Annotated in this window: 16 protein-coding genes; 4 read left to right on the forward strand and 12 right to left on the reverse strand. The window is 33.1% G+C overall.

Translation table 11 applies throughout. The features are described from left to right. The first annotated feature begins 74 nt into the window (after nucleotides 1-74). The 3 genes from LG295_RS10905 (at nucleotide 75) to LG295_RS10915 (ending at nucleotide 5,136) form a co-directional block, all read left to right on the forward strand. Nucleotides 75-1,589, forward strand: coding sequence for a peptide MFS transporter (locus tag LG295_RS10905; RefSeq protein WP_107557886.1), 1,515 nt, complete (start codon nucleotides 75-77; stop codon nucleotides 1,587-1,589). 498 nt (nucleotides 1,590-2,087) lie between these two features. Beyond that, nucleotides 2,088-3,596 (forward strand): peptide MFS transporter, encoded by a 1,509-nt coding sequence (locus LG295_RS10910; protein ID WP_107530449.1) that lies wholly within the window; start codon nucleotides 2,088-2,090, stop codon nucleotides 3,594-3,596. A gap of 577 nt (nucleotides 3,597-4,173) precedes the next feature. Beyond that, nucleotides 4,174-5,136, forward strand: a complete 963-nt coding sequence (locus tag LG295_RS10915; protein ID WP_241961571.1) for a diacylglycerol kinase family protein — start codon at nucleotides 4,174-4,176, stop codon at nucleotides 5,134-5,136. Between the two features lie 158 nt (nucleotides 5,137-5,294). Here the strand turns inward: LG295_RS10915 and LG295_RS10920 are convergent, their stop codons facing one another. The 6 genes from LG295_RS10920 to LG295_RS10945 all read right to left on the reverse strand — a co-directional run bounded on the left by LG295_RS10920 (nucleotide 5,295) and on the right by LG295_RS10945 (nucleotide 13,920). Next, entirely contained in the window at nucleotides 5,295-5,843 is a 549-nt protein-coding gene (locus LG295_RS10920; RefSeq protein WP_017722532.1) for a 5' nucleotidase, NT5C type, read from the reverse strand. Between the two features lie 250 nt (nucleotides 5,844-6,093). Then, nucleotides 6,094-7,149 (reverse strand): histidinol-phosphate transaminase, encoded by a 1,056-nt coding sequence (gene hisC, locus LG295_RS10925; RefSeq protein WP_107530451.1) that lies wholly within the window; start codon nucleotides 7,147-7,149, stop codon nucleotides 6,094-6,096. A 188-nt stretch (nucleotides 7,150-7,337) separates the two neighbouring features. Continuing rightward, the gene (locus LG295_RS10930) at nucleotides 7,338-8,855 is read right to left on the reverse strand and encodes an ABC transporter permease/substrate-binding protein (protein WP_107530452.1); all 1,518 of its coding nucleotides are present in this window, start codon (nucleotides 8,853-8,855) and stop codon (nucleotides 7,338-7,340) included. Beyond that, on the reverse strand, nucleotides 8,852-9,814 hold the full coding sequence (locus LG295_RS10935) for an ABC transporter ATP-binding protein (protein ID WP_107530453.1): 963 nt from the start codon (nucleotides 9,812-9,814) through the stop codon (nucleotides 8,852-8,854). The genes LG295_RS10930 and LG295_RS10935 overlap by 4 nt, the downstream gene beginning before the upstream one ends. 433 nt (nucleotides 9,815-10,247) lie before the next feature. After that, nucleotides 10,248-12,026 (reverse strand): DNA helicase RecQ, encoded by a 1,779-nt coding sequence (gene recQ, locus LG295_RS10940; RefSeq protein ID WP_107557888.1) that lies wholly within the window; start codon nucleotides 12,024-12,026, stop codon nucleotides 10,248-10,250. Nucleotides 12,027-12,039: 13 nt separating this feature from the next. Beyond that, entirely contained in the window at nucleotides 12,040-13,920 is a 1,881-nt protein-coding gene (locus LG295_RS10945) for an ABC-F family ATP-binding cassette domain-containing protein (RefSeq protein WP_107557889.1), read from the reverse strand. A 112-nt stretch (nucleotides 13,921-14,032) separates the two neighbouring features. On the opposite strand from LG295_RS10945, the gene LG295_RS10950 reads away from it, so the two are divergent. After that, nucleotides 14,033-14,851 (forward strand): ZIP family metal transporter, encoded by an 819-nt coding sequence (locus LG295_RS10950; protein ID WP_039068777.1) that lies wholly within the window; start codon nucleotides 14,033-14,035, stop codon nucleotides 14,849-14,851. Nucleotides 14,852-15,127: 276 nt separating this feature from the next. Here the strand turns inward: LG295_RS10950 and ltaS are convergent, their stop codons facing one another. The 6 genes from ltaS to LG295_RS10980 all read right to left on the reverse strand — a co-directional run bounded on the left by ltaS (nucleotide 15,128) and on the right by LG295_RS10980 (nucleotide 22,137). Further along, complete coding sequence (gene ltaS, locus LG295_RS10955; protein ID WP_107530456.1) at nucleotides 15,128-17,068, reverse strand: polyglycerol-phosphate lipoteichoic acid synthase LtaS; 1,941 nt, start codon at nucleotides 17,066-17,068, stop codon at nucleotides 15,128-15,130. A gap of 700 nt (nucleotides 17,069-17,768) precedes the next feature. Beyond that, complete coding sequence (locus tag LG295_RS10960; protein WP_107530457.1) at nucleotides 17,769-18,773, reverse strand: biotin-dependent carboxyltransferase family protein; 1,005 nt, start codon at nucleotides 18,771-18,773, stop codon at nucleotides 17,769-17,771. Then, the gene (gene pxpB, locus LG295_RS10965) at nucleotides 18,761-19,468 is read right to left on the reverse strand and encodes a 5-oxoprolinase subunit PxpB (RefSeq protein ID WP_107530458.1); all 708 of its coding nucleotides are present in this window, start codon (nucleotides 19,466-19,468) and stop codon (nucleotides 18,761-18,763) included. The genes LG295_RS10960 and pxpB overlap by 13 nt, the downstream gene beginning before the upstream one ends. 341 nt (nucleotides 19,469-19,809) lie before the next feature. Further along, complete coding sequence (locus LG295_RS10970) at nucleotides 19,810-20,418, reverse strand: aminotransferase class IV (protein WP_107557892.1); 609 nt, start codon at nucleotides 20,416-20,418, stop codon at nucleotides 19,810-19,812. Further along, nucleotides 20,418-21,560, reverse strand: a complete 1,143-nt coding sequence (gene pabB, locus LG295_RS10975) for an aminodeoxychorismate synthase component I (protein WP_318833078.1) — start codon at nucleotides 21,558-21,560, stop codon at nucleotides 20,418-20,420. The genes LG295_RS10970 and pabB overlap by 1 nt, the downstream gene beginning before the upstream one ends. Next, entirely contained in the window at nucleotides 21,544-22,137 is a 594-nt protein-coding gene (locus tag LG295_RS10980; protein ID WP_107530462.1) for an aminodeoxychorismate/anthranilate synthase component II, read from the reverse strand. The genes pabB and LG295_RS10980 overlap by 17 nt, the downstream gene beginning before the upstream one ends. Nucleotides 22,138-22,193 lie beyond the last annotated feature (56 nt).

Consider the following 22,193-nt stretch of genomic DNA (forward strand, 5'->3'; position numbering starts at 1 on the left):
CTTTTCATATATACACTTGTTATTTTTGTAAAAACGGTATAGAATAAATCCAACCGTTTAGGGGGAGGGAATTTATGAAAAAGATTGATTACACACACGAAGAAATAATGAAAAGTATTCCAAACAAAGGTTTCTTCGGACATCCAAAAGGACTAAGTACACTATTCTTCACTGAATTTTGGGAGAGATTCAGTTACTACGGTATGAAAGCCATTTTAATCTTTTACCTATACTATAGTGTAGCTGAAGGTGGTTTCGGATTAAGCCAAGCCGTCGCGATGCAAATCGTTGCAATATACGGTACCTTAATCTACATGTCGGGCGTGATTGGCGGTTGGATTGCCGATAGGATCACCGGCACTCAAAATGCCGTCTTCTATGGTGGTATCCTGATCATGATTGGTCATTTATTACTATCATTACCAAATAATTTAACATTAGTCATGATTGCATTAGCTGTCATCATTGCAGGTACAGGTTTGTTAAAACCAAACATCTCAACTACAGTTGGTGAATTATATGACCGTAATGATGTACGCCGAGACGCTGCATTTACATTATTCTATATGGGAATCAACTTAGGTAGCTTACTTGCACCGTTATTAACTGGTTTCTTACAAACTAGAATTAGTTTCCATGCAGGTTTCTTAGCTGCTGCAATCGGTATGTTCTGTGGTTTAGTTGTCTATGCGATTAAACGTAAGAAAAACTTAGGTTTTGCTGGACGTAACGTCCCAAATCCATTAACAAGACCAGAGCTTAAGAAATTCGGTTTTATATCTGGTGGTGTCATCTTATTATTCTTAGTTTATTTATTAGTTTTGCATTTATTCAATGCACTGACGCTTGAAAACTTCAGTTTCTTAATTACTATTTTAGGTATCGTATTACCTATTTACATTTTCATTAACATGATTGTAAGTAAAGATGTAACTAAAGATGAGCGTTCACGTGTATATAGTTACGTACCACTGTACATAACATCTGTAGCTTTTTGGATGATTCAAGAACAAGGCTCAACAATTTTAGCAACGTTTGCAGATAAAAAAACACAATTAGAAATGTCAGTCCTTACCAATGGATTATTTGACTTTACAATTCCAGCAGCTTGGGCACAATCCTTAAATCCAATATTTATCGTTGTATTAGCACCAGTATTTGCAACGTTATGGATGAAATTAGGGAAACACAACCCGCCTACTGTATATAAATTTGCATTTGGTGCAATTATTGCCGGTCTATCATATTTAGTAATGATCATTCCGTTAGCTACAGGCAATGAGTTAGTTAATCCATTATGGCTTGTACTTAGTTTCTTATTGATAACAATTGGTGAACTTTGTATCTCACCTGTTGGTTTATCAACAACTACAAAATTAGCTCCTATTGCATTCACAGCACGTATGATGAGCTTATGGATGCTTAGTAACGCAACTGCACAAGGACTCAACGCACAACTCGTTGTTGTCTATACTAAGATGAATCAAAGTGATTACTTTATGTATTCAGGTCTTGTTGCAGTAGTCATTGGTGTATTATTACTACTCATTTCACCAAAAGTAAAACGCGCAATGAAAGGCGTTTATTAATTAACTTAATTGAACAGATGACTAGGAGAAATAATTTTATATACGGTGTAACTATGCTCCTGTCATCTATCCTTAACTTGATTAACAGCCCAAGACAATATTGTCTTGGGCTGTTTTGTCTTACGTTCAATTCTGACTACCTTTAAAAAGCAGTTGATTTGAAATATCCCTGCCTTATATCTTTATCCCACTAATACATTGCTGATCCTTACACATATGCTCTGTAGCCAGATTACTCCTAACCGCATCTCTAACCTCTTTCAGCGTGATCATATCATTCTTAACTAAAAATCCAACACAAGCATTACCAATTTTATGCGTCCTGTGAACACTGTTAATTATATTTACTGGAATATAATTATAGTTGTATATTAATTATAATTTATCAGAACATTCAGAATATTGCTATTTTGAGAATATTATTGCAATTAAATTTAATTAAGCGTAAAATCTTTTTTATACATTTTTATTGGGAGCAAGGAAGGACGGGAATGTTTTATGCAAGATAAGTATACATCACAAGATCCAACAGTCGAATCAATTCCTCAAAAAGGTTTTTTTGGTCACCCTAAAGGACTCGGTGTTTTATTCTTCGTAGAATTTTGGGAAAGATTTAGCTACTATGGTATGCGTGCATTATTAATCTTCTATATGTATTTCGCTATCAAAGACGGTGGACTTGGTATGGATAAAAGCACTGCACAATCAGTAATGGCTGTGTATGGTGCATTAATTTACATGACCTCAGTACTTGGAGGTTGGATTTCAGATAGAATTACTGGTACACGTAAAGCCACATTTTATGGTGGTGTATTAATTATTATTGGTCACATTTTCTTAAGTTTACCATTAGATGTTATCGGACTATTTATCTCAATGTTTTTCATTATAATTGGTTCTGGTTTAATGAAACCAAGTATTTCAAATATTGTTGGTAGATTATATCCAGAAAATGACACGCGTATAGACGCAGGTTTTGTTATTTTCTATATGTCAGTAAACTTAGGTGGATTACTTTCACCATTAATTTTAAATCAATTTGTAGATAGCGGGAATTTCCATGCCGGTTTCTTAATTGCAGCCATTGGTATGGCACTTGGTTTGATTTGGTACATACTTTTCAATAAGAAAAACATTGGTGATGTTGGTACAAAACCTACTAATCCATTAAACCAACAAGAGAAGAAAAAATATGGTTTAATATTTGCGGTTGTAACGCTAATTATTGCTGCTGTATTAATTATTACTGGTTTAACAGGTACACTTTCATTTAGTATCGTCAGTACAACTGTATTAGTACTCGGTATAGCATTACCTATTATTTACTTTACAATAATGATACGCAGTAAAGAAGTAACAGACGATGAACGTTCACGTGTTATTGCATTTATACCGTTGTTTGTTTTAGGTGTTTTATTCTGGTCTATTCAAGAACAAGGGGCAAATGTACTTAACTTATTCGCTTTTGAAAGCAGTGATATGAAATTAAATATTTTTGGATGGAAGACAGACTTTGGGCCAACACTTTTCCAATCCATTAATCCATTATTTATCGTATTATTAGCTCCAGTTGTGTCAATCATATGGGCCAAAATGGCTCGACGCCAACCAAGCATAGCGACAAAATTTGTTTTAGGTGCATTATTAGCTGGTGCTTCATATATCATGATAGGTTTAATCGGACATTCATCAGATGGTTCAATGTTAAGTGTTAACTGGGTTATCCTTTCGTATATCATCTGTGTGATTGGTGAACTATGTTTATCTCCAACTGGTAATAGTGCCGCTGTTAAATTAGCGCCAAAAGCGTTTAACACACAAATGATGAGCTTATGGTTATTAACAAATGCATGTGCACAAGCGATTAATGGTACACTTGTTCATTTAATCGAACCACTAGGCTATAAGAACTATTTCTTATTCTTAGGTGTTATCGCAATTGTCGTAAGTCTTATTGTCCTTGCTTTTGTACCAAAAATTGTTAGAGGCATGAGAGGCATTAAATAATTTCAATTCGAACATAAACAAACCTTAGGTGATGGTTCGCCTAAGGTTTATTTATGTTCGTATAGTTATTTTTCAAAATAGCTCTGATCTTTCAGACCAAAAGTTGCTGCTTTTATCCATTAATATATTCAACATAATAAACACTGCCACTGTTTAATTTATATATTATAATCTTTTTCGTATAATATTAGCAGTAATTGGGGACGACTCCTACGGGAAAATCCCTAGCTAAAGACTACGGGCTAAGGCAGTGTCCGCGGAAAGCGTCTACCAAAAAGCTACCAACAAAGTCGAAGACTTTGTCGACAGTCTAAAATAAAATACACACTGCTTTCATTTTTTATATCAACCAATATCAAACTTACACATTAACTTTAGAATATCTTAATATATGTACGTAAAAAGAATGCAATACATCATCTCACTACGAGCTCATATTTATAAATATAACTTGCTATTTGCTTACTAGATGATTAAAGTCTATACTTTAGTCTCTGAACGTTATGTATTTATTTTATAAGAGAATCGGGTACATAATAAAATAGAACGCAAAATCAAAAGAAATATGGTGAATAGATTGACTATAGCAAAATACAAACACGGTGTGTTATTTTATCATGAACACTCAGGTATAAAAGATATTTACAGAGGTTTAGGGGATGTGGCATCTTCTTTAACAACATTTTGTAAACATTTATCTATCCAATTAAGTGAAAATGAAGGTGATATCATCACTTTCTGCAAAAAAATAAAAGACCAAAGCTATAGCGACGATGTTGATATTATTTTCATTCTTGGTGGAGATGGTACAGTAAATGAACTGATTAACGGACTAATGCAAAGCGAATTAGACATCCCTATTGGTATTATCCCTGGCGGCACGTTTAACGATTTCGTAAAAACATTAAATCTTAATCCACGTCATAAAGCGGCTAGTCAGCAATTAATCAATTCAGAATTGCAATCTTATGATGTAATGAAGATAAATGATCAATACGCGCTTAACTTCGCCGGATTAGGTCTTATAGTGCAAAATGCAGAAAATGTACAAAATGGGAATAAAGATGTTTTCGGGAAACTGAGCTATGTCGGTTCTACTGTTAAGACATTACTCAATCCAGAGCACTTTGATTATAAAATGACCGTAGATGGAAAAGAAATTAATGGCAATACAGCAATGATTGTTGTAGCAAATGGTCCATTTATAGGTGGGAGTCGTATTCCGTTAACAGACCTCTCACCTAGTGACGGCTATTTAAATATATTCATTTTTGAAAAGCATAGTTCAAGTGTAATAGCTGATATATTTAAACAACGTGATAGTATGAATTGGAATAACATGACGGATGGTATTAAACACATCCTAGCTAAAGAAATCACTATCGAAGCTGATCCACAAATGAAAGTAGATATAGATGGAGAAATTGCCTTAAATACACCACTTAACATTGAAATTGTACCTAGCGCAATTAATATTCTAACTCTACCAGACTCAAATATAGATACACAACAAGCAGACGAAGATGAGTACAGGTACTGATTTACAATCTAATAACATATGTAAATAAGATTTTATTATTGGCTATGATGTCATTAATAAAATCTTATTTTTAATGCTTGCACCGTGCTCAATAAACTCATAAATAAAAGCAGCAAAGAAGGCAACAAGATTCACCCTCTTCACTGCTAAAAAAGTATTTAAATTTTGTATTCGCTATCTCCTAAAAAATACTGCTCTACATCTTTCCAATTATTAACGCGTGCAAATCTATCATCATTGATATTATGTGTTGCTGTGTACATAATTGGTGTTCCAGTAAAGATACTTAACTGTCTTGGATTATCATCAATTAAATAATCTGCGTTAACAATATCTTTTCGACCACAAAACACAAAATGCTGAGGGTCTAGAAACGGGAAATACTCTCTTAACCAATTATATTTATCATGAAACGACGTCGGTACATCCATTGCAGCAGTCGCGATAAACACATCATAATGTTCAGTTAACTTCTTCACAACTTCTTGTGCATCAGCCATCACTTCTAATTTTTTGAAAAATCCAGGTTCTCGTAAAATTTCAGTCAGTAAGCCATCATGTTCAGGCATTGCATGTCTTAATTTAATACCATCTAACATATCTATAGAAATACCTAAATCTGTACGCTTATTTACATCTTCAATTAATGCACCCACTGTATCAGCAAGTACCTCATCCATATCAATCGCTATTGATTTTCTAGTCATGTACTACTCTACTCCCTTTTCCTACTTAATATACTTTAATTTGTAACGTACTCTAGACGCATAACAAATTTATCCCTATACGCCTCAATTATAGCAAAATACGTTCAACTAAACCAAAATTGAACATGGCATTATTATAATCATCTTCAAGTATTTTACTAGGCCCATAGGATAGCCATATAATAAACACCCTACTTATATTAATCAAATGCCAAATTTTGTATCGTTGAACGTTCATTAAGAATTATTTTTAGAAGTTAAACGCTTTAAGTACTTCTATCATTTTTGCATTTTGCTCTGGGAATCCAATTGTAATACGCACACCTTTAGGGAACTCTCTTGTAATACATCCTACATTTAACAATGCTTCATACAAATCGTGTGGTTTATCTGTTTTCACATATATAAAATTCGTTTGACTAGGATAAAACGCATCACTTTGAGATAATTCAAAGAATTTCGCTCTCTCTTGAGCATTACGCTCACGTATAGAAGCTAAATATGCTTGATCCTCTAATGCAGCTAAGGCAGCATATTCTGATAGACGGCCAACATTAAATGGCGGACGTATAATGTTGTATTTTTCAATAGCTTCTTTAGCAGCTACAACATATCCGATACGCATACCCGCTAAACCATATGCTTTTGAAAATGTACGTAATAAAAAGGCATTGGCAAATTGTTGTTGTAATGCTAACGTATCTGGGAAATCATCAGCAGTTACAAATTCCACATATGCTTCATCAATAATAACCGGGATATCACTCGATACACGTTCTAAAAAGTGCTGTAATTCATCATGTGAAAAATAAGTACCCGTCGGATTGTTTGGATTACATAACCAAACTAACTTAGTGTCTTCATCAATTTCCGATAAAATACCTTCTAAATCAAAATGACCCTCTTGGAGTGGCACTTGTGTTACGTTTGCAGATTCTACGATTGCATTATGATAATATTGTCCAAACGTCATTTCACTTGTCACAATTTTATCTCCAGCTGTCAGTACTGCACGTGAAATCATTAAGATAACTTCATCTAAACCAGCACCGAATAATATACGTGATGTTTCTACATTTAAGTGTTTGCTTATGGCTTCTTTTAATAATGGAGAACCTGTCTCAGGATAAAATTGTAGCTCATCTAAATGTGCTTGAATTGTCTCATTAACTTTTGGCGTTGGACCATATAAATTCTCATTAGAAGCTAATTTATATAACTCACCTTCAATTCCGTATTGTTCTTTTAATGCTCGAGGTGATAGTCCTGGTTCGTAAGCTGATAATTGTTCAATTTGTTTCTTCATAGTTGCTTCGGTCCTCCTTGAATTTACAGAAATTTCAAAACTTAGTAACTATTATAAACCTTATAACAGACTAAAATCAATGCATCATTATAGAGCCTATATTTTATAAGGATAAAAAATATGAGACCACATAATTTAGTATTATATTTAAATACTAAGTTAGTAGCCTCATATTATCTTATTAATATTTATTTATCGATTAAATTATGTTCCTCTAAATAATTTTTTGCAACATTATATGGGTCTTTCTTTTTCACTGTTACATCATAATTCATAGCTTGCATATCTTCGTCTGAAATTTTGCCAGCTAAGCGATTTAGTGGTTTTTTAATTTCAGGATGTTCTTTCAGATAAGATGTTTTAAACATAGGCGCTCCTTGATAAGGAGGGAACACATGTTTATCATCTTCCAACACAACCATATCATATTGTTTTAATTCGGCATCTGTTGAATAAGCATCAATCAGATTAATATCTCCATTCTCGACCGCTTGATAACGTAATTTGGGTTCCATTGTTTTCACATCACCTACATCTAGATCGTAGGCTTTTTTAACAGCTGGATATCCATCTCCACGATCATTAAATTCCAATGTAAAGCCGGGTTTAATCTCATCGCTTACTTTATTCAAATCGCCAATTGTTTTTATGTTATGTTTTTCAGCAAAATCTTTTTTCACTGCTAATGCATACGTATTGTTGTATTTCATAGGTTTCAACATCGTCATATCATATTTATCTTCCAAACTAGATTTCGCTTGATTATATACTTTTGTTTCTTGCTTAGATTTTAAATCTTCTTTAGTTAATTCTCCTAATACTGTGCCAGTGAATTCTAAATAACCATCGATGTCATCAGATTTTAGCGCGTTAAAAAGAAATGAAGTTTTACCCATGCCATCTTTAACTTCTACTGTGTTGTCCGTATCTTCTTCAATTAATATTTTATACATATTAGTTATTACAGATGGCTCTGAACCTAATTTTCCAGCTAAAACAATTTTGTCCCCTTTTTGAGCTAACAATGGTGCAATAATTACTAACAATAAAATAATAACAATCGCACTGAGTGACACCAAAAGTTTTTTATATGATAGTTTTTGCATAAAACGTAACACTAAATCGAATAAAATAGCTAATAATGCCGCTGGGATGGCACCAATTAAAATAAGGGATGAATCATTTCTATCAATTCCTAATAAAATTAAATCACCTAAACCACCCGCACCAATAAGGGCAGCTAATGTAGCTGTACCAATAATTAATACCATTGCCGTACGGATACCAGCCATAATGACTGGCATAGCAATTGGTAATTCTACTTTAGTCAATCTTCTACCCGGTTTCATACCGATACCTTTTGCCGCTTCAACTAATGATGCATCTACTTCATTAATACCAGTATATGTATTTCTTAAAATTGGTAACAATGCATATACAACTAACGCTATAACCGCCGGAACTTTACCTATACCAAACAACGGTATCATTAGCCCTAACAATGCTAATGAAGGTATTGTTTGAAGTATTGCCGCGATATTCATAACAATTTCGGAAAGTTTACGTGTTTTTGTTAAAAATATACCTAGCGGCACACCAATTAGTGCTGCAATCAAAAGTGCTATAAAAGATAATTGTATATGTTCAAATATTGTTGTTATTAATTGTCCTCTACGCTCTAAAAGTGTATTAATGAAGGTATTCATTCATTATGACCTCCTTTACGCTCTGACAAAATTTGAAAAATATCTTGTCGTTTCAACACGCGCTGTGTTGAGGTAGCTGAATCATTAATAATAACGGCCTCATTGTCTATCAAATCTGTATATACGTCTTTAACATATAAATTACTTTCAACGATTGGATAACCTTCTTTTGTCTCTCCTTCTTGGATAGATAGCTGATCTATTATTTCGGAAAGTTTTAATTCATTAACTGATCGGTTTAATTTGTCACCCATAAATTGTTTAACAAAGTTATTTTTAGGATTTGTAACAAAACCTTCTGGTGTGTCTATTTGTTCTACATGTCCTTTATTCAACAAACATATGCGGTCACCCATCTTCATTGCTTCTTGAATATCATGAGTTACAAATATGATTGTTTTTTTGATTTTTTGTTGTAGCTCTATTAAATCATCTTGTAATTTTTCACGGCTAATTGGGTCTAGGGCACTATATGGTTCATCCATTAAAATGACTGGCGGATCAGCTGCCAGTGCACGAATAACCCCTACACGTTGCTGTTGACCACCAGAGAGTTCATCGGGTTTACGATCTTTATATATTTCAGGTTCTAGTCCTACCATATCCATTAATTCATCAATACGTTGGTCTATATCTTCATCTTTCCATTTTTTCATTTGTGGCACTTGTGCAATATTCTCTTTAATTGTCATATGCGGGAATAATGCAATTTGTTGTAAAACATAGCCAATATCCCAACGCATTTCATATATTGGATAATCACTTATCGGTTTATCTTTAAAATAAATATAACCTTCAGAAAGAGAAATTAATCGATTTATCATTTTTAACGTAGTCGTTTTACCGCAACCTGACGGCCCGATTAAAACAAAGAATTCCCCTTCTTTAATATTAAAACTAATATCATCAACAGCTACTTTATCACCGTAGCGTTTAACTACATTCTTAAATTCTATCACTTTGTCACCTTCATTATCGTATATTCATTTAACAAAAAATTAGATTTTCAATCAAATGACATATTCCCTATTTATATTGATTTTATGTATAATTCAATTAATTTATTCATAGTATTTAACTAACAAGTCATTATTCTAATCATTTTAAAAAAGCGAAGTTAATTCGAAATAAAATTATATCTATGACTTATGATTTTGCATAGTATATTAATTATTGTCAAATTAACTTCGCTTGATAATTTTAGTTTACTTGTTATTCATTTATGATAATCAGCAGACGGAGAACTATCTATTTTTTATTAATAAGATAGTCGTAAACGTTAGGCTACAAGGAAACCATATTTTTAGTGCACATACCGTCGTTAGCAACTTAATAGCGTATAAGTGACTCGTTCTATTGCTGGGTTTCACACATATCAGTTGCTTGATTCTATTAAATTTTAGATTTATATGATTGAATTTTTTCCAAAAACATCGGGCAATAATGTTTTAATTTATAACTACCTACACCTTCAATTAAAATCATTTCTTGCTTTGTTTCTGGTTTTCTTTTAGCAAATTCTTCTAGTGTAAAATCTGAGAAAATGCTAACAGGTGGTATACTCAAACTCTCACTTAATTCTTTACGGACACCAATTAATTCGTCAAATAATGCACGGTCCACGCCTTCTACCGTATTTATATTTACTTTTTCTCTTGTTTTACGTTTGAATGGCGTTGTAAATATTTCAATTTGCCCACCGAGCAAATCCTTAACAGATTGATCACACGTTAAAATCTCATCGTGTTCATTTAAAAATCCTTTAAATCTCAATTCATCTATCAAATGACTAAGTTCTGACGTTGTGTAATTTTGCATAATGCCATGTGTTGATAATTCGTTATAATCACAATAACGAATGTAATCAGAATCTTCGCCTCTTAACACCTGTATAATGACACTATAGCTCTCTTTTTGTTTCATACGAGCAATACAACTTACAATCATTTTCGCTTCATCTGTCATATTATAAGTCTTATTCTCAATGACGCAATTACTACATTGCTCACATTCTTCAAGTTTTTCATTCGGTTCAAAATAATGAACTAAAGTCGCCTCTAAACATTTTTTCGTTTTAGTATAGAGAATCATTTTCGTTAATTTTTCACCCATTTTATCTTTGTAGTCATCATCGGCTTTTGACGATGAAATAAAATATTGATGTAACCCAATGTCTCGTTCACTAAATAATAAGATACAGTCACTGTTCAAGCCATCACGACCGGCACGTCCCGCTTCTTGATAATATGATTCTAAATCACCAGGCATATTATAATGTATAACAAATCTCACATTGGATTTATCTATACCCATACCAAAAGCGTTCGTTGCGACAACAACTCGTACACGATCATACACAAAATCATTTTGCGCTGCTTCACGTTCTTTATTTGTTAATCCAGCATGGTAAATCGTGCTGTTGATATCATTACTCCTTAAAGCTTCATGTAATTCTTCAACTTGTTTACGTGTAGAGCAGTAGATAATGCCTGCTGCCTTTTTATGTTGCTTTACATACTCCATCACAAATTTTTGACGCTGATAAGTAGGATTGACTTGAAACACGAGATTTCGTCTTTTTGTACTCGTTTTCACCTCATCATTTTTCCCTATATTCAAACGTTCCATGATGTCTTTTTGTACTTCAATAGTTGCTGTTGCAGTTAGTGCAACAATCGTAAAGTCTTGTGGTAATGCAAATACTTTATGGATTACATCTTGATAACTTGGTCTAAAGTCATGACCCCATTTAGAAATACAGTGCGCTTCGTCAAAAGCAACTAAATGAATTGATAGTTGTTGTAATAAGCTAATAAAATAAGCATTATCAAAACGTTCTGGTGCAACATATAAGAATTGAATTTCACCATTTCTTAATTGTGTTTCAATTTCTTTTTGCTGCTTTTGGGTTAAACTACTATTTAAATATGCTGCACGAATACCCATGGCCTTTAATTGATCAACTTGGTCTTTCATCAATGAGATTAATGGGCTGATTACAATTGTTGTGCCACCCAACATTAATCCTGGTACTTGATAACAAATTGATTTTCCCCCACCGGTAGGTAAAACGCCGAGCACATTTTGATGATCTAATACTTTTGATATGATTTCTTTTTGACCAGGACGGTATGTGTCATAGCCAAAATAATGCGATAAAGTTGACTCCATGTTATAAAATCCCTCATTGTTCTTTTTGTTCTTCAAGTTCGCTCCATCTTGCAATATCTTCTTCATACAACGCATTTAATCTTCGTTGTTCTTCACTTAGTTCTTTAATCTTGGCATAATCAGAGGTTGCCTCAATCATCTCTTTTTCTATAGTTTCTAATCGTTCTTCAGTTGTATCAATACGTTCGATAATCATTTCATACTCTTGTTTTTCTTTAAAAGATAAACCTTTTCTCTTTTTCTTGTCAGATTGTTGTTTAACTTTAGGTTGTTGACGTTTTTGCTCGTTTAACTGATGTTGTTCCTTTTTGTAAGCTTCATAATCTTCAAAAGTACCTATGATGCGCTCCATTTGACCATCATGAATATACCAATACTCTTGCGCTACTTTATTTAAGAAATATCTATCGTGGCTAACTGTGATGACGGCGCCACCGAACGTTTCAATATAATCTTCAAGAATTGTTAGTGTTTCTGTGTCTAAATCATTTGTTGGCTCATCTAGCAGAAGTACATTCGGTTGGTGTACCAATAATCTTAAAAGGTATAACCTTTTTTGCTCTCCACCTGATAATTTATAAATCTTTTTACCATGAGTTGCACTTGGAAATAAGAATCTTTCGAGTAATTGAGTGATAGATACCGACGTGCCATCTTTTTCTTTAGCAACTTCACTTTCTTCTCTCAAATAATCAATCATTCTTATATCACGATCTAGCCGTTCTTCAGTTTGTTTAAAATAGGCGACTTTTACCGTTTGACCGATTTTAAGCTCACCTTCAAAATCTTTATCTTCACCATTTAGGATATTCAGTAACGTTGTTTTACCTGCACCATTAGGACCAACAATACCAATTTGTTGCCCACTTTGGATAATTTGAGTTATATCTTCAAATAAAGTTTTTTGGTTAATACGCTTCGTTAAGCCGTCTAATTCAAAGACCTGTTTTCCTAACCTAGAATAAGCAAGGTTTAAAGATGCTTTCTCTTGTTGGTGTTGATTTTTGACATCTTGCTCTAGGTCATTAAATCTATTTTTACGAGCTTGCTGTTTAGTCGTACGCGCCTTAACACCAGCACGCATCCATTCAAGTTCTTTCTTATACAAGGATTGCTGTTTCGCTTGTTGTTTTTGTTCTATAATTTCGTTTTCTGCTCGTTGAGCTATATAATCTTCGTAATTCCCTACATAGGTAGTAAGCTTACCTCTATCTAATTCAATAATACGCGAGGATACTTCATTTAGGAAATAACGATCATGTGTGATAAATAATACTGTATGCGGATATTGTTTCACATAGTTAATTAGCCAATTGATTGATTCAAAATCTAAATGGTTTGTTGGTTCATCTAATAGTAATAAATCAGGTTGTTCGATAAGCGTTTTAGCTAAACCAACACGTTTTTGTTGACCTCCTGAAAGTTCACTCACTTCCTTGTTTATATCATAGATACCTAATTTAGAAAGAATCGTTTTAATTTCAGCGCTATAATCCCATGCTTGATAATTATCCATTGCTTCTTGCGCTTGCATCATTTTTTGAAAATCTTCATCACTTTGGGTAGCTGTATATTGCGCCAAAGCATTTTCATACGTTCTAATAACCTTAATCGTTTCAGTTTCTGAAGTTAATACCGCTTCAAACACCGTCATATTTTGATTAAAATCATGTTTTTGAGAAGAATATCGGATGCGATAAGCATTTGGATGTGATACTTCTGCTTCAAAGTCTTCATCCAATCCAGCGATTACTTTCAATAATGTACTTTTACCCGTACCATTTATACCTACAAGTCCTATTTTTTCACCTTCAGAAATTGACAACTGCAAATTATCAAAAATGGTTTTATCGGCATATGATTTATGTAAATGTTCAATTTTGTATGCTTCCATTGCCCAACATCCTTTTTAATATCGAAAATTATAATTATTTCTGTTAAACTTAATTTCAGTTCTACATATTATACACCTTTTTTAACTCAAATGATACAAAGGAGCAATGCTTATGTCGGAATTTTTCCAAAACTTGCCTCCTTATATCCAAGCATTAATAGCAGGTATTATTACATGGCTACTTACTGCATTAGGAGCTGCAGCTGTTTTTATTTTTAAGAGAGTAAATGATAAGATTTTAAATTCAATGCAAGGTTTCGCTGCAGGTATAATGATTGCAGCTAGCTTTTGGTCACTCTTACAACCAGCTATTAATTATGGCGAAGGTACATCATTACCATGGTTACCAGCTGCTATCGGTTTTCTATTGGGCGGAGTATTTATTCGTGCACTAGATTTAGTTATCCCACACATACACCCAAACACCCAAGACACAAACCAATATCAAGAAGGTGTAGGTACCAAAAAACTCAATAAGAATACGTTACTCGTTTTAGCTATAACGCTACACAATATACCCGAAGGTTTATCTATTGGTGTTGCCTTCGGTGGTATCGTGGCTGGCAATGGGCAAGCTACATTTTTAGGAGCCCTTGGTTTAGCTATAGGAATTGGTATCCAAAACATTCCTGAAGGAGCAGCCTTGTCTATGCCAATAAGAGCAGCTGGCGCTTCTAGATGGAAAGCATTTAACTATGGTCAAGCGTCTGCTATTGTTGAGCCTATATTTGCTACAATTGGTGCAGCTGCTGTATTGATTGTTACTCCAATGTTACCGTATGCCCTTGCTTTTGCTGCAGGCGCAATGATATTTGTAGTTGTTGAAGAACTTATTCCTGATTCTCAAGCTAGTAATAATACTGACCTTGCAACAATGAGTCTCATGCTAGGTTTCACTATTATGATGATCTTAGATGTTGCACTTGGATAAGGACAAACTATACGATTTGATGTTATTATTTTTCAAATTAAACATTACACAAGGCGACATAATTTAACAGCCCGAGACATATATTAATGTCCCGGGCTTTTTCTTACGCTTAAAATGTCAAACGTTTCTCAATTTGACTCTTTAAGCAATATACAAAGCATAGCATAGTCAACACCTCTTATTTTATGATCACATTAGAACAAACTATCTCCAGTAGGTATCTATAATAAATAAAAAATACCGACGACTCTAAAATAGAATCGTCGGTATTTTTATTTATTTTTTCTCTTGTCCTTTTGGCCCTGATTTGTATTCATAATCTGAAGGCTTAATTTTATCGAAATCGGGATTATCATAGAATCTCAATAAATCACCGTTGAGGACATCATCACTCATTTGTAAATCTTTCTCAGATTGTTGTTTACGCTTATCAAAGTCTTTAGGTTTTTCTGTCATAGGTTCATTATTCTTATTATCATAAATTCTACCATTAACATATTTATAATCTTTTGTTACAAAGTCACCATTTCTAAATGGTACTGTATCATTGTGATCTTTTGATAATAAATCTGTACCCATCATTAAATAGTTCTTCGTATCGATACCCATTAAGTGTAATAATGTAGGCATTACATCAGCTTGTCCTGCATAAGTTTTATCTACAGTACCTTCCTTACCAGGAATTTTCAACCAGAAACCTGTACGGTTTAAGTCGTTGAATTTAGCAGGTGTAATTTCTTCACCTAATAATTTTTCCATTGCTTTATTATGGTTTTCAGAAATACCATAGTGGTCACCATAAATCATTATTACTGAATCATCATATATACCTTTTTTCTTCAGTTCATTGACAAACTCTTCTAATGATTCATCAAGGTATCTTGCTGTTTGTACATAACCATCTACTGTTGAATCGCCTGTGTTTGGTTTGTCAATTGATGCATCTTCTGGTTTCACAGTGAATGGATAGTGGTTAGTTAACGTAATTAAATGACTATAGAATGGTTCTTTTTCTTTTGCTAAATAATCTGCTGATTCTTTAAAGAACTCTTTATCTTTAAGACCTAAGTTTTCAAGATTCTCTTCAGACATATCGTAATAAGTTGCATCGTAGAATTTATCTACGCCAAAGTGTTTGTAAACTTGGTCACGGTTCCAGAATGTTTTGTAGTCACCATGCATAACACTAGACGTATAACCTTGCTGTTGATCTAGTATAGCAGGTAGTGATTGGTAAGTGTTATCGCCTTTTAATGAATAGGCTGAACCTTGTGGTAAACCAAACAAGCTGTTATCCATAGTAAACTCTGAATCCGATGTTTTACCTTGTCCTGTCTGATGATAGAAGTTTGGATAATATCTGTATCCTTCATTACCAGACGAGAGTTTATTTAAGAATGGTGTAACTTCTTCACCATTTACTTTTTTATTTATTAAGAAAGTTTGGAAACTTTCTAAATGAATTTTAATAACATTTTTCTTTTTAGCAGCACCGAAATATTCTTTATTGGGTTCGGTTTGCTTTTGTTTCGTATAATTCAATACCTTAGTTAAATCATCTTCATTAGCCAACGCTTTTTGTTGGTTATTTTGAACTGTTTTAACACCATCATATACAGTGAAATTATACGGCCCTAAATATTTAACTAAATATTTATGGTCAAATGTACGTGTTAATAATTCTGGGCGATCTGATTCAGCAAATGCTAAGTTTAAGAAGAATAGCGCAACTGACGCAGCCATTACTACTGGCACAAACTTTTTGCTAAATACACGCTTATCAAACCATTTTTGTTTAAAAATCAAAACAAACAGATACACAATAGTATCTATAAAGTAAACGAAGTCATACCATTTGAATGAAGCTGTTACCGCTCCACCCATTGATTCAACATTCCCAACCTGGTTTAATGTGCTGAATGTTAAAAAGTCAGAAAAGAATCTGAAGTATACAACGTTTGCGTATAATAAGAAAGTTAATAAAAAGCCACCAATAAAGATGAACCAAAAAGCTTTCTTACCCTTGAAAAACAAGAAAATACTCAATACTAGTGCAATTAAACTGTATGGATTCATTAACAAGATTAGGTTTTGAACTAACCCTTTAACGCCTAAAGAAAAATCAACATAATATGAAAAATATGTTTTTAAGGTGACTGTTAGCACCGTTAAAATAAAAAACCCAAAAAGAGTTAATTTCTTTTTGTGTATACTCATGTTCTTATCCCCCGATATAAATTAATATAGGCTAGAACGCTTACCTAACCTTATAAAAAGTGGCAAAGTTACTATCTTATAACACTTATTAGCGATGTTAATATCTCTAATAAACGAAAGTCGTTATTGGCTTGGGTAAATTGTTTTAGAATCATGCTTTAGTGTCATCTTTAATCATTAATTTAAAGTACACTGTTACAAGCATGCATATGTTGCAATTTTTAAGTTTTATTTGATATCTATATTATGAATCATTGATATTTGACTATATTAATTCCAATCCTTATGACTCATAATCATAAGTTGAAATTATATTTACAATTTTTATCATTTTGTAATATGTTCGTAATAAAACGCACATAGTTCAATTAATAAATATAAAGCAATCATAGCTAAATATCAAGTAAAAAGACACTTTTTTATGTGATTTGGTATCAAACAAAAGCTTTATTAACGCCTTGTTAAACGGTCATTAACTTACTATTAAGTATTTATATGTTTTTTAATTATATCTTTATTGGATAGTATATTAATCGGACTATGGTCGTATTAGCAATTTAGCTAATACACGCTCTAACTTCTATGCACTTATATATTTGAAATCACCCCAAAATTTAAAGGAAGAAAATAGAAAAAAGCAGCAACCCAAAACCTAGACATATATTTGGCGTTACTGCTTTCAATTATTTATATATACTGGCTATTTCAACATCTCTAATTGCATTCTATATTCAATGCCGTGAAATAACTGATTCAACCAGTTTGTATATTTGATTAAATTCTTCTCCGCGCTTTCCACATCTATAAATTGAAATTTCAATTTAGTTCCTTGATGTTTTTGACCTAGTTTTGTTAAATGATAACTTGCAATCGTCCCAATTTGTGGGTAGCTGCCTAAAGTATAATGATCATTTAATAAAATAATCGGTGTGCCATCTCGTTTTACTTGTATCGTACCGATTTGTACTGATTGATGTTCTGGCATGTCTTCGTAAAAAGCTTTTACAGGTTCTCCTTCTAGATACATGCCAACTCTATTTGCTTTACTTGTCACTTTATATTCTCCAGAAGTAAATCGATTCAATACTTTAGGTTTAAAATCTTCTGTTCCTTTATTCTTTATTACATGAAAAACATCTGACATATAATTGAAAGATAACGCGTAACCATCAATTCCCCAATCTGTTTGATGTGTTTCTTTTAAGTTTTCAAATAATTTATGATGACGCTCAGTGTAGTCTCGTTTCATGTTAACTTCGTCACCTTTTTGTAGTTTACGACCATGGAAACCACCAATTTTCGACTTAAAGTCCGTTGAAGTTGACCCTAACCATTCATTAAGTTCAAATCCACCGCCTACTGCCAAGTATACTCTGGATGTACGATTCGTTTCTGTAAACACAAGTACATCACCTTTTTCCATCAAATACAACTTATTGGGGAGCACTTTCATATGTTCAGTTTTAGCTTTAAAACTCCCTCCGCTCAATGCAATAAGCGTCGGTTCAGTAAAACGAAAACTCGCCATTCTATTTGTCATTTCTAAAGTAGCTTCATTCTTATCATTAGCCACAAGTCTATTTGCTATTTCATGAGATAGAGGATCTAAAGCACCACCAGGGATAACACCATCGTGTTCATATCCTTTACGACCAAAATCTTGAAAACTTGAAAATAGCCCTTCACCTTCTATTATGATTGACATGGTTGAAACCCTCCTAAATCCAGCGCTTCCTCTTGAATCGCACAAAATTTAACATTATCTCCTAATTTTAATTTTGTGAAATTTTCTAATTCCGGATTAAACAATCGAATAGGTGTATACCCTATCACTAGCCAATCACCATGTGTATCTGTTGTAGTGATTCCTGTCTTTTTACCTTCAATAATTACAGAACCCGCAGGAATAAATGTCTTTTTCCCACCTGTATGATTTACAAATAAACGCTTATTCATGCCGGTTAAATAAGGAAATCCTGGTGTATAGCCCATCATCGACACAAAATAATTTTGTTCCGTATGTAATTTCACAAATTTTTCGAAATCCATTTTATAATAAGTTAGTAAAACGTCTAAATCAGGGCCATATTTCCCACCATACACGACTGGAATTTCAATAGGTTCAACTATTTCTTCTTCATGCTTAATTTCCATTTGTACCGTTTGCATTAATGCTTTCATATATAAAAATGGAGATTGAATATGATGATGTTTAATCATGTCCCTTGCATCATAACAAATCATCATGTCTGATTCTGTAGGTACAATTTCTGTTATAAAAGGATACTGTTTGTCTGATAAATATTTTTTCAAAGCTAACAGATCTTCAGTCAAATCTTTAGAGACTTCTTTTTCTATAGAAACCACTATTGCTTGGTCTCCTTGACTATATATCTTCATAGTTTCACCTCATAAATTGTTACTAACGATAAAATACATCAAATGCTTGTATCAAATAATATACGAGTTCTTTTACTAGGAAATAGACAAATATAAATTGAAATATGCAGGATACTGTAATGACGAAACGTGTTAAATAAACACATTGCCGTTTCAACAATTGATTTACGCCCCATTTGGTAAGCACAGAAATTATAATAATTGTAAATGCCCAAACCAAGATCATCATTTTGCCTCACTCACTGTTTATAAATTTTGTCTTTACTATTCTGTTTATAAAATTTGATTATTTTAAATTGCGTATGCGCTATCAATGACGCCATGTTTATACTTTCTATATTCTATAGATAAATTTCTACCTCGGCAACCTCTCGCAAACTATTTATTAGAAAAATCTGTATCATATTACTGTTTATTTTATCTTTTAATTCATTTATATCATAATCTTTTTCTATTAACTCACCTTTATCTAATAATTCTTGACGCATACAGCCACGTAAAAAATCTTCATTATAAAATGGTGTGTAGTAATGGCCGCCTTCTCTTATCATTATATTCCCTATATCAAATTCTAATATTTTACCTTCTTCATTATATAATAGAACAAGATCAGTTTGATGATTATGCTCTAAATGTGCTCTTTGTGTCGTCTTGTGAACTACGACTTGTTTATTCACATCAGCCGTTAAGGGTATCAGCTTTGCTGTAAATGTTGACTTTTCTGGTAAAGGGGCTGCAACGTAATGCATTGTTCCATCTTTATTCAACAAAATTTTTATGCGATAAACACCCGTTGCATATTGTTCACTAATTGATGTTGTAAGCTCTGACCAAGTCGACTCATCAAACAAAAACCCTAATTGTTCAGAAGCGTTTTTTATTCTTTTTTTATGATAAGAAATTCTTGGGAACAAACCTGACTCTAATTTCATCGTTTCAAAAAGTTGCATTATAATCCCTCCAATATCTTTGTTTTGTCTATAAATTCTTGAACTTCCTGCTCAGGTATAGAGTCAATTGTAATACCTGCACCGACTCCATAAATGGCTTGGTTATTTAAGTATTGTATTGTTCGAATCGGCACATTAAATATTGATTTACCATCTGGAAGTAATAAGCCAATCGCACCGCAGTAAATATTTCGTGGTGTTTGTTCTAATGCTTTTATATAGTTCATCGTATTAAGTTTTGGGGCACCTGTAATTGAACCACAAGGGAATAATGCACTTAGTATCTGATTTAAACTTGTATCTTTACGTAAAGTGGCGGTAATCATTGATGTCATTTGAAATACTGTTGGATATGGTTCGATGTGAAACGGTTTATATACATGAACACTGCCAGTTTCTGCAATTCGACTCATGTCATTACGTAGTAAATCTACAATCATTACATTTTCTGCCCTATCTTTGCTTGAGTGACTTAAAGTGTTTAGATTATTCCTATCTTCTGTTTCATTACTACCTCTTGGCATCGTACCTTTCATGGGTTTACTTAACAATATATCTTCAGCTGCTTTAAATGGTCCTCGTTGGAAGAATAATTCTGGTGATAATGAAGCAACCTGTAACTCATCAGTTTCAATAAGCGCTGAATAAAAGCCGTGATTATCATTTAATAGATGATAGTATAATGTTGCTATAGAATGATGAATTGAATCTACTAATCTCGTTGTATAATTTACTTGATAAGTGTTTCCCTCCACAATAGCTGATTGTATCGTCCGAATATGTTTGATAAGTTCAGCTCTATTTAATTGGAATTGGAAGCTACATTGTTGTTGATATATCGTATCCTCAAGGTCATTTTCAGTTTCTGATGTATTTTCAAAAACATATGCTGCCGCGTATACATAATTTTCTTCAGTCGGCACTGTTGCCATGTCTTTATTGAAGTAAGTTGCCGCTTCATAAGGTAAATATAAGGCTACATAGTAGCCATCATTTTGATAACTTTCTGCAAAGCACACGATATCACCGACTTCTTCTATTGTATATGCCATTTTTTTAGCAATACATTGCGTGAATAAATAACGATACGTCTCATGCGTCGTTTCATCAGTTATGTAACGATAATTAAAGTGTATTTGCATGGTAGGCCTCCACTATATCTATAAATATTCGAATCTGTTTAAGACCATATTCACTTAATATGGATTCTGGATGGTATTGTACTCCATAAATAGGTAAAAATTTATGTTCCACAGCCATTATAATGTCTTGATAATTCGTAGCTGTCACAGTTAATGTTTCTGGAAAGGATGATTGCTCCGCTTTTAAAGAGTGATAACGCATCACATCGAATGATTCTGGCAAACCATCAAAGATACCTATGCCATTATGTTTTATGCGTGTTGTATGACCATGAATAGGTTTATCACTTTTTACTATATTTCCACCGAAATAAGTCACAATTTGTTGAAACCCTAAACAAACGCCTAATATAGGCCCCTCTGTTGAAAATGTTTGAATTACTTCATTTAATATTGGATAGTCCTCAGGAGAACCTGGCCCCGGTGAAATTACAATTGCATCGGGTTGATGTAAATGAATTCGTTCATTTGTCACCGTTTCTACATCAATAACCTCAACTTGCCCTCGATAACTTTGCTTAATATAATCTACGATGTTATAAGTGAACGAATCTTTATTATCTATAATTAGTATCATTTCGTCGCCTCTTTTTAAATATCTTCGTTATTCTGTTATACTTATTATCACAAATA

The sequence above is a fragment of the Staphylococcus pseudoxylosus genome (assembly GCF_044794325.1).
GTDB classification, from domain to species: Bacteria; Bacillota; Bacilli; order Staphylococcales; family Staphylococcaceae; genus Staphylococcus; species Staphylococcus pseudoxylosus.

Excerpts from the sequence above, each read along its gene's own strand:
- LG295_RS10905 (WP_107557886.1), top strand. The coding sequence starts at position 75 with ATGAAAAAGATTGATTACACACACGAAGAAATAATGAAAAGTATTCCA.
- LG295_RS10910 (WP_107530449.1), top strand. The coding sequence starts at position 2,088 with ATGCAAGATAAGTATACATCACAAGATCCAACAGTCGAATCAATTCCT.
- LG295_RS10920 (WP_017722532.1), bottom strand. The coding sequence starts at position 5,843 with ATGACTAGAAAATCAATAGCGATTGATATGGATGAGGTACTTGCTGAT.
- hisC (WP_107530451.1), bottom strand. The coding sequence starts at position 7,149 with ATGAAGAAACAAATTGAACAATTATCAGCTTACGAACCAGGACTATCA.
- LG295_RS10930 (WP_107530452.1), bottom strand. The coding sequence starts at position 8,855 with ATGAATACCTTCATTAATACACTTTTAGAGCGTAGAGGACAATTAATA.
- recQ (WP_107557888.1), bottom strand. The coding sequence starts at position 12,026 with ATGGAGTCAACTTTATCGCATTATTTTGGCTATGACACATACCGTCCT.
- LG295_RS10945 (WP_107557889.1), bottom strand. The coding sequence starts at position 13,920 with ATGGAAGCATACAAAATTGAACATTTACATAAATCATATGCCGATAAA.
- LG295_RS10950 (WP_039068777.1), top strand. The coding sequence starts at position 14,033 with ATGTCGGAATTTTTCCAAAACTTGCCTCCTTATATCCAAGCATTAATA.
- ltaS (WP_107530456.1), bottom strand. The coding sequence starts at position 17,068 with ATGAGTATACACAAAAAGAAATTAACTCTTTTTGGGTTTTTTATTTTA.
- LG295_RS10960 (WP_107530457.1), bottom strand. The coding sequence starts at position 18,773 with ATGTCAATCATAATAGAAGGTGAAGGGCTATTTTCAAGTTTTCAAGAT.
- pxpB (WP_107530458.1), bottom strand. The coding sequence starts at position 19,468 with ATGAAGATATATAGTCAAGGAGACCAAGCAATAGTGGTTTCTATAGAA.
- LG295_RS10970 (WP_107557892.1), bottom strand. The coding sequence starts at position 20,418 with ATGCAACTTTTTGAAACGATGAAATTAGAGTCAGGTTTGTTCCCAAGA.
- pabB (WP_318833078.1), bottom strand. The coding sequence starts at position 21,560 with ATGCAAATACACTTTAATTATCGTTACATAACTGATGAAACGACGCAT.
- LG295_RS10980 (WP_107530462.1), bottom strand. The coding sequence starts at position 22,137 with ATGATACTAATTATAGATAATAAAGATTCGTTCACTTATAACATCGTA.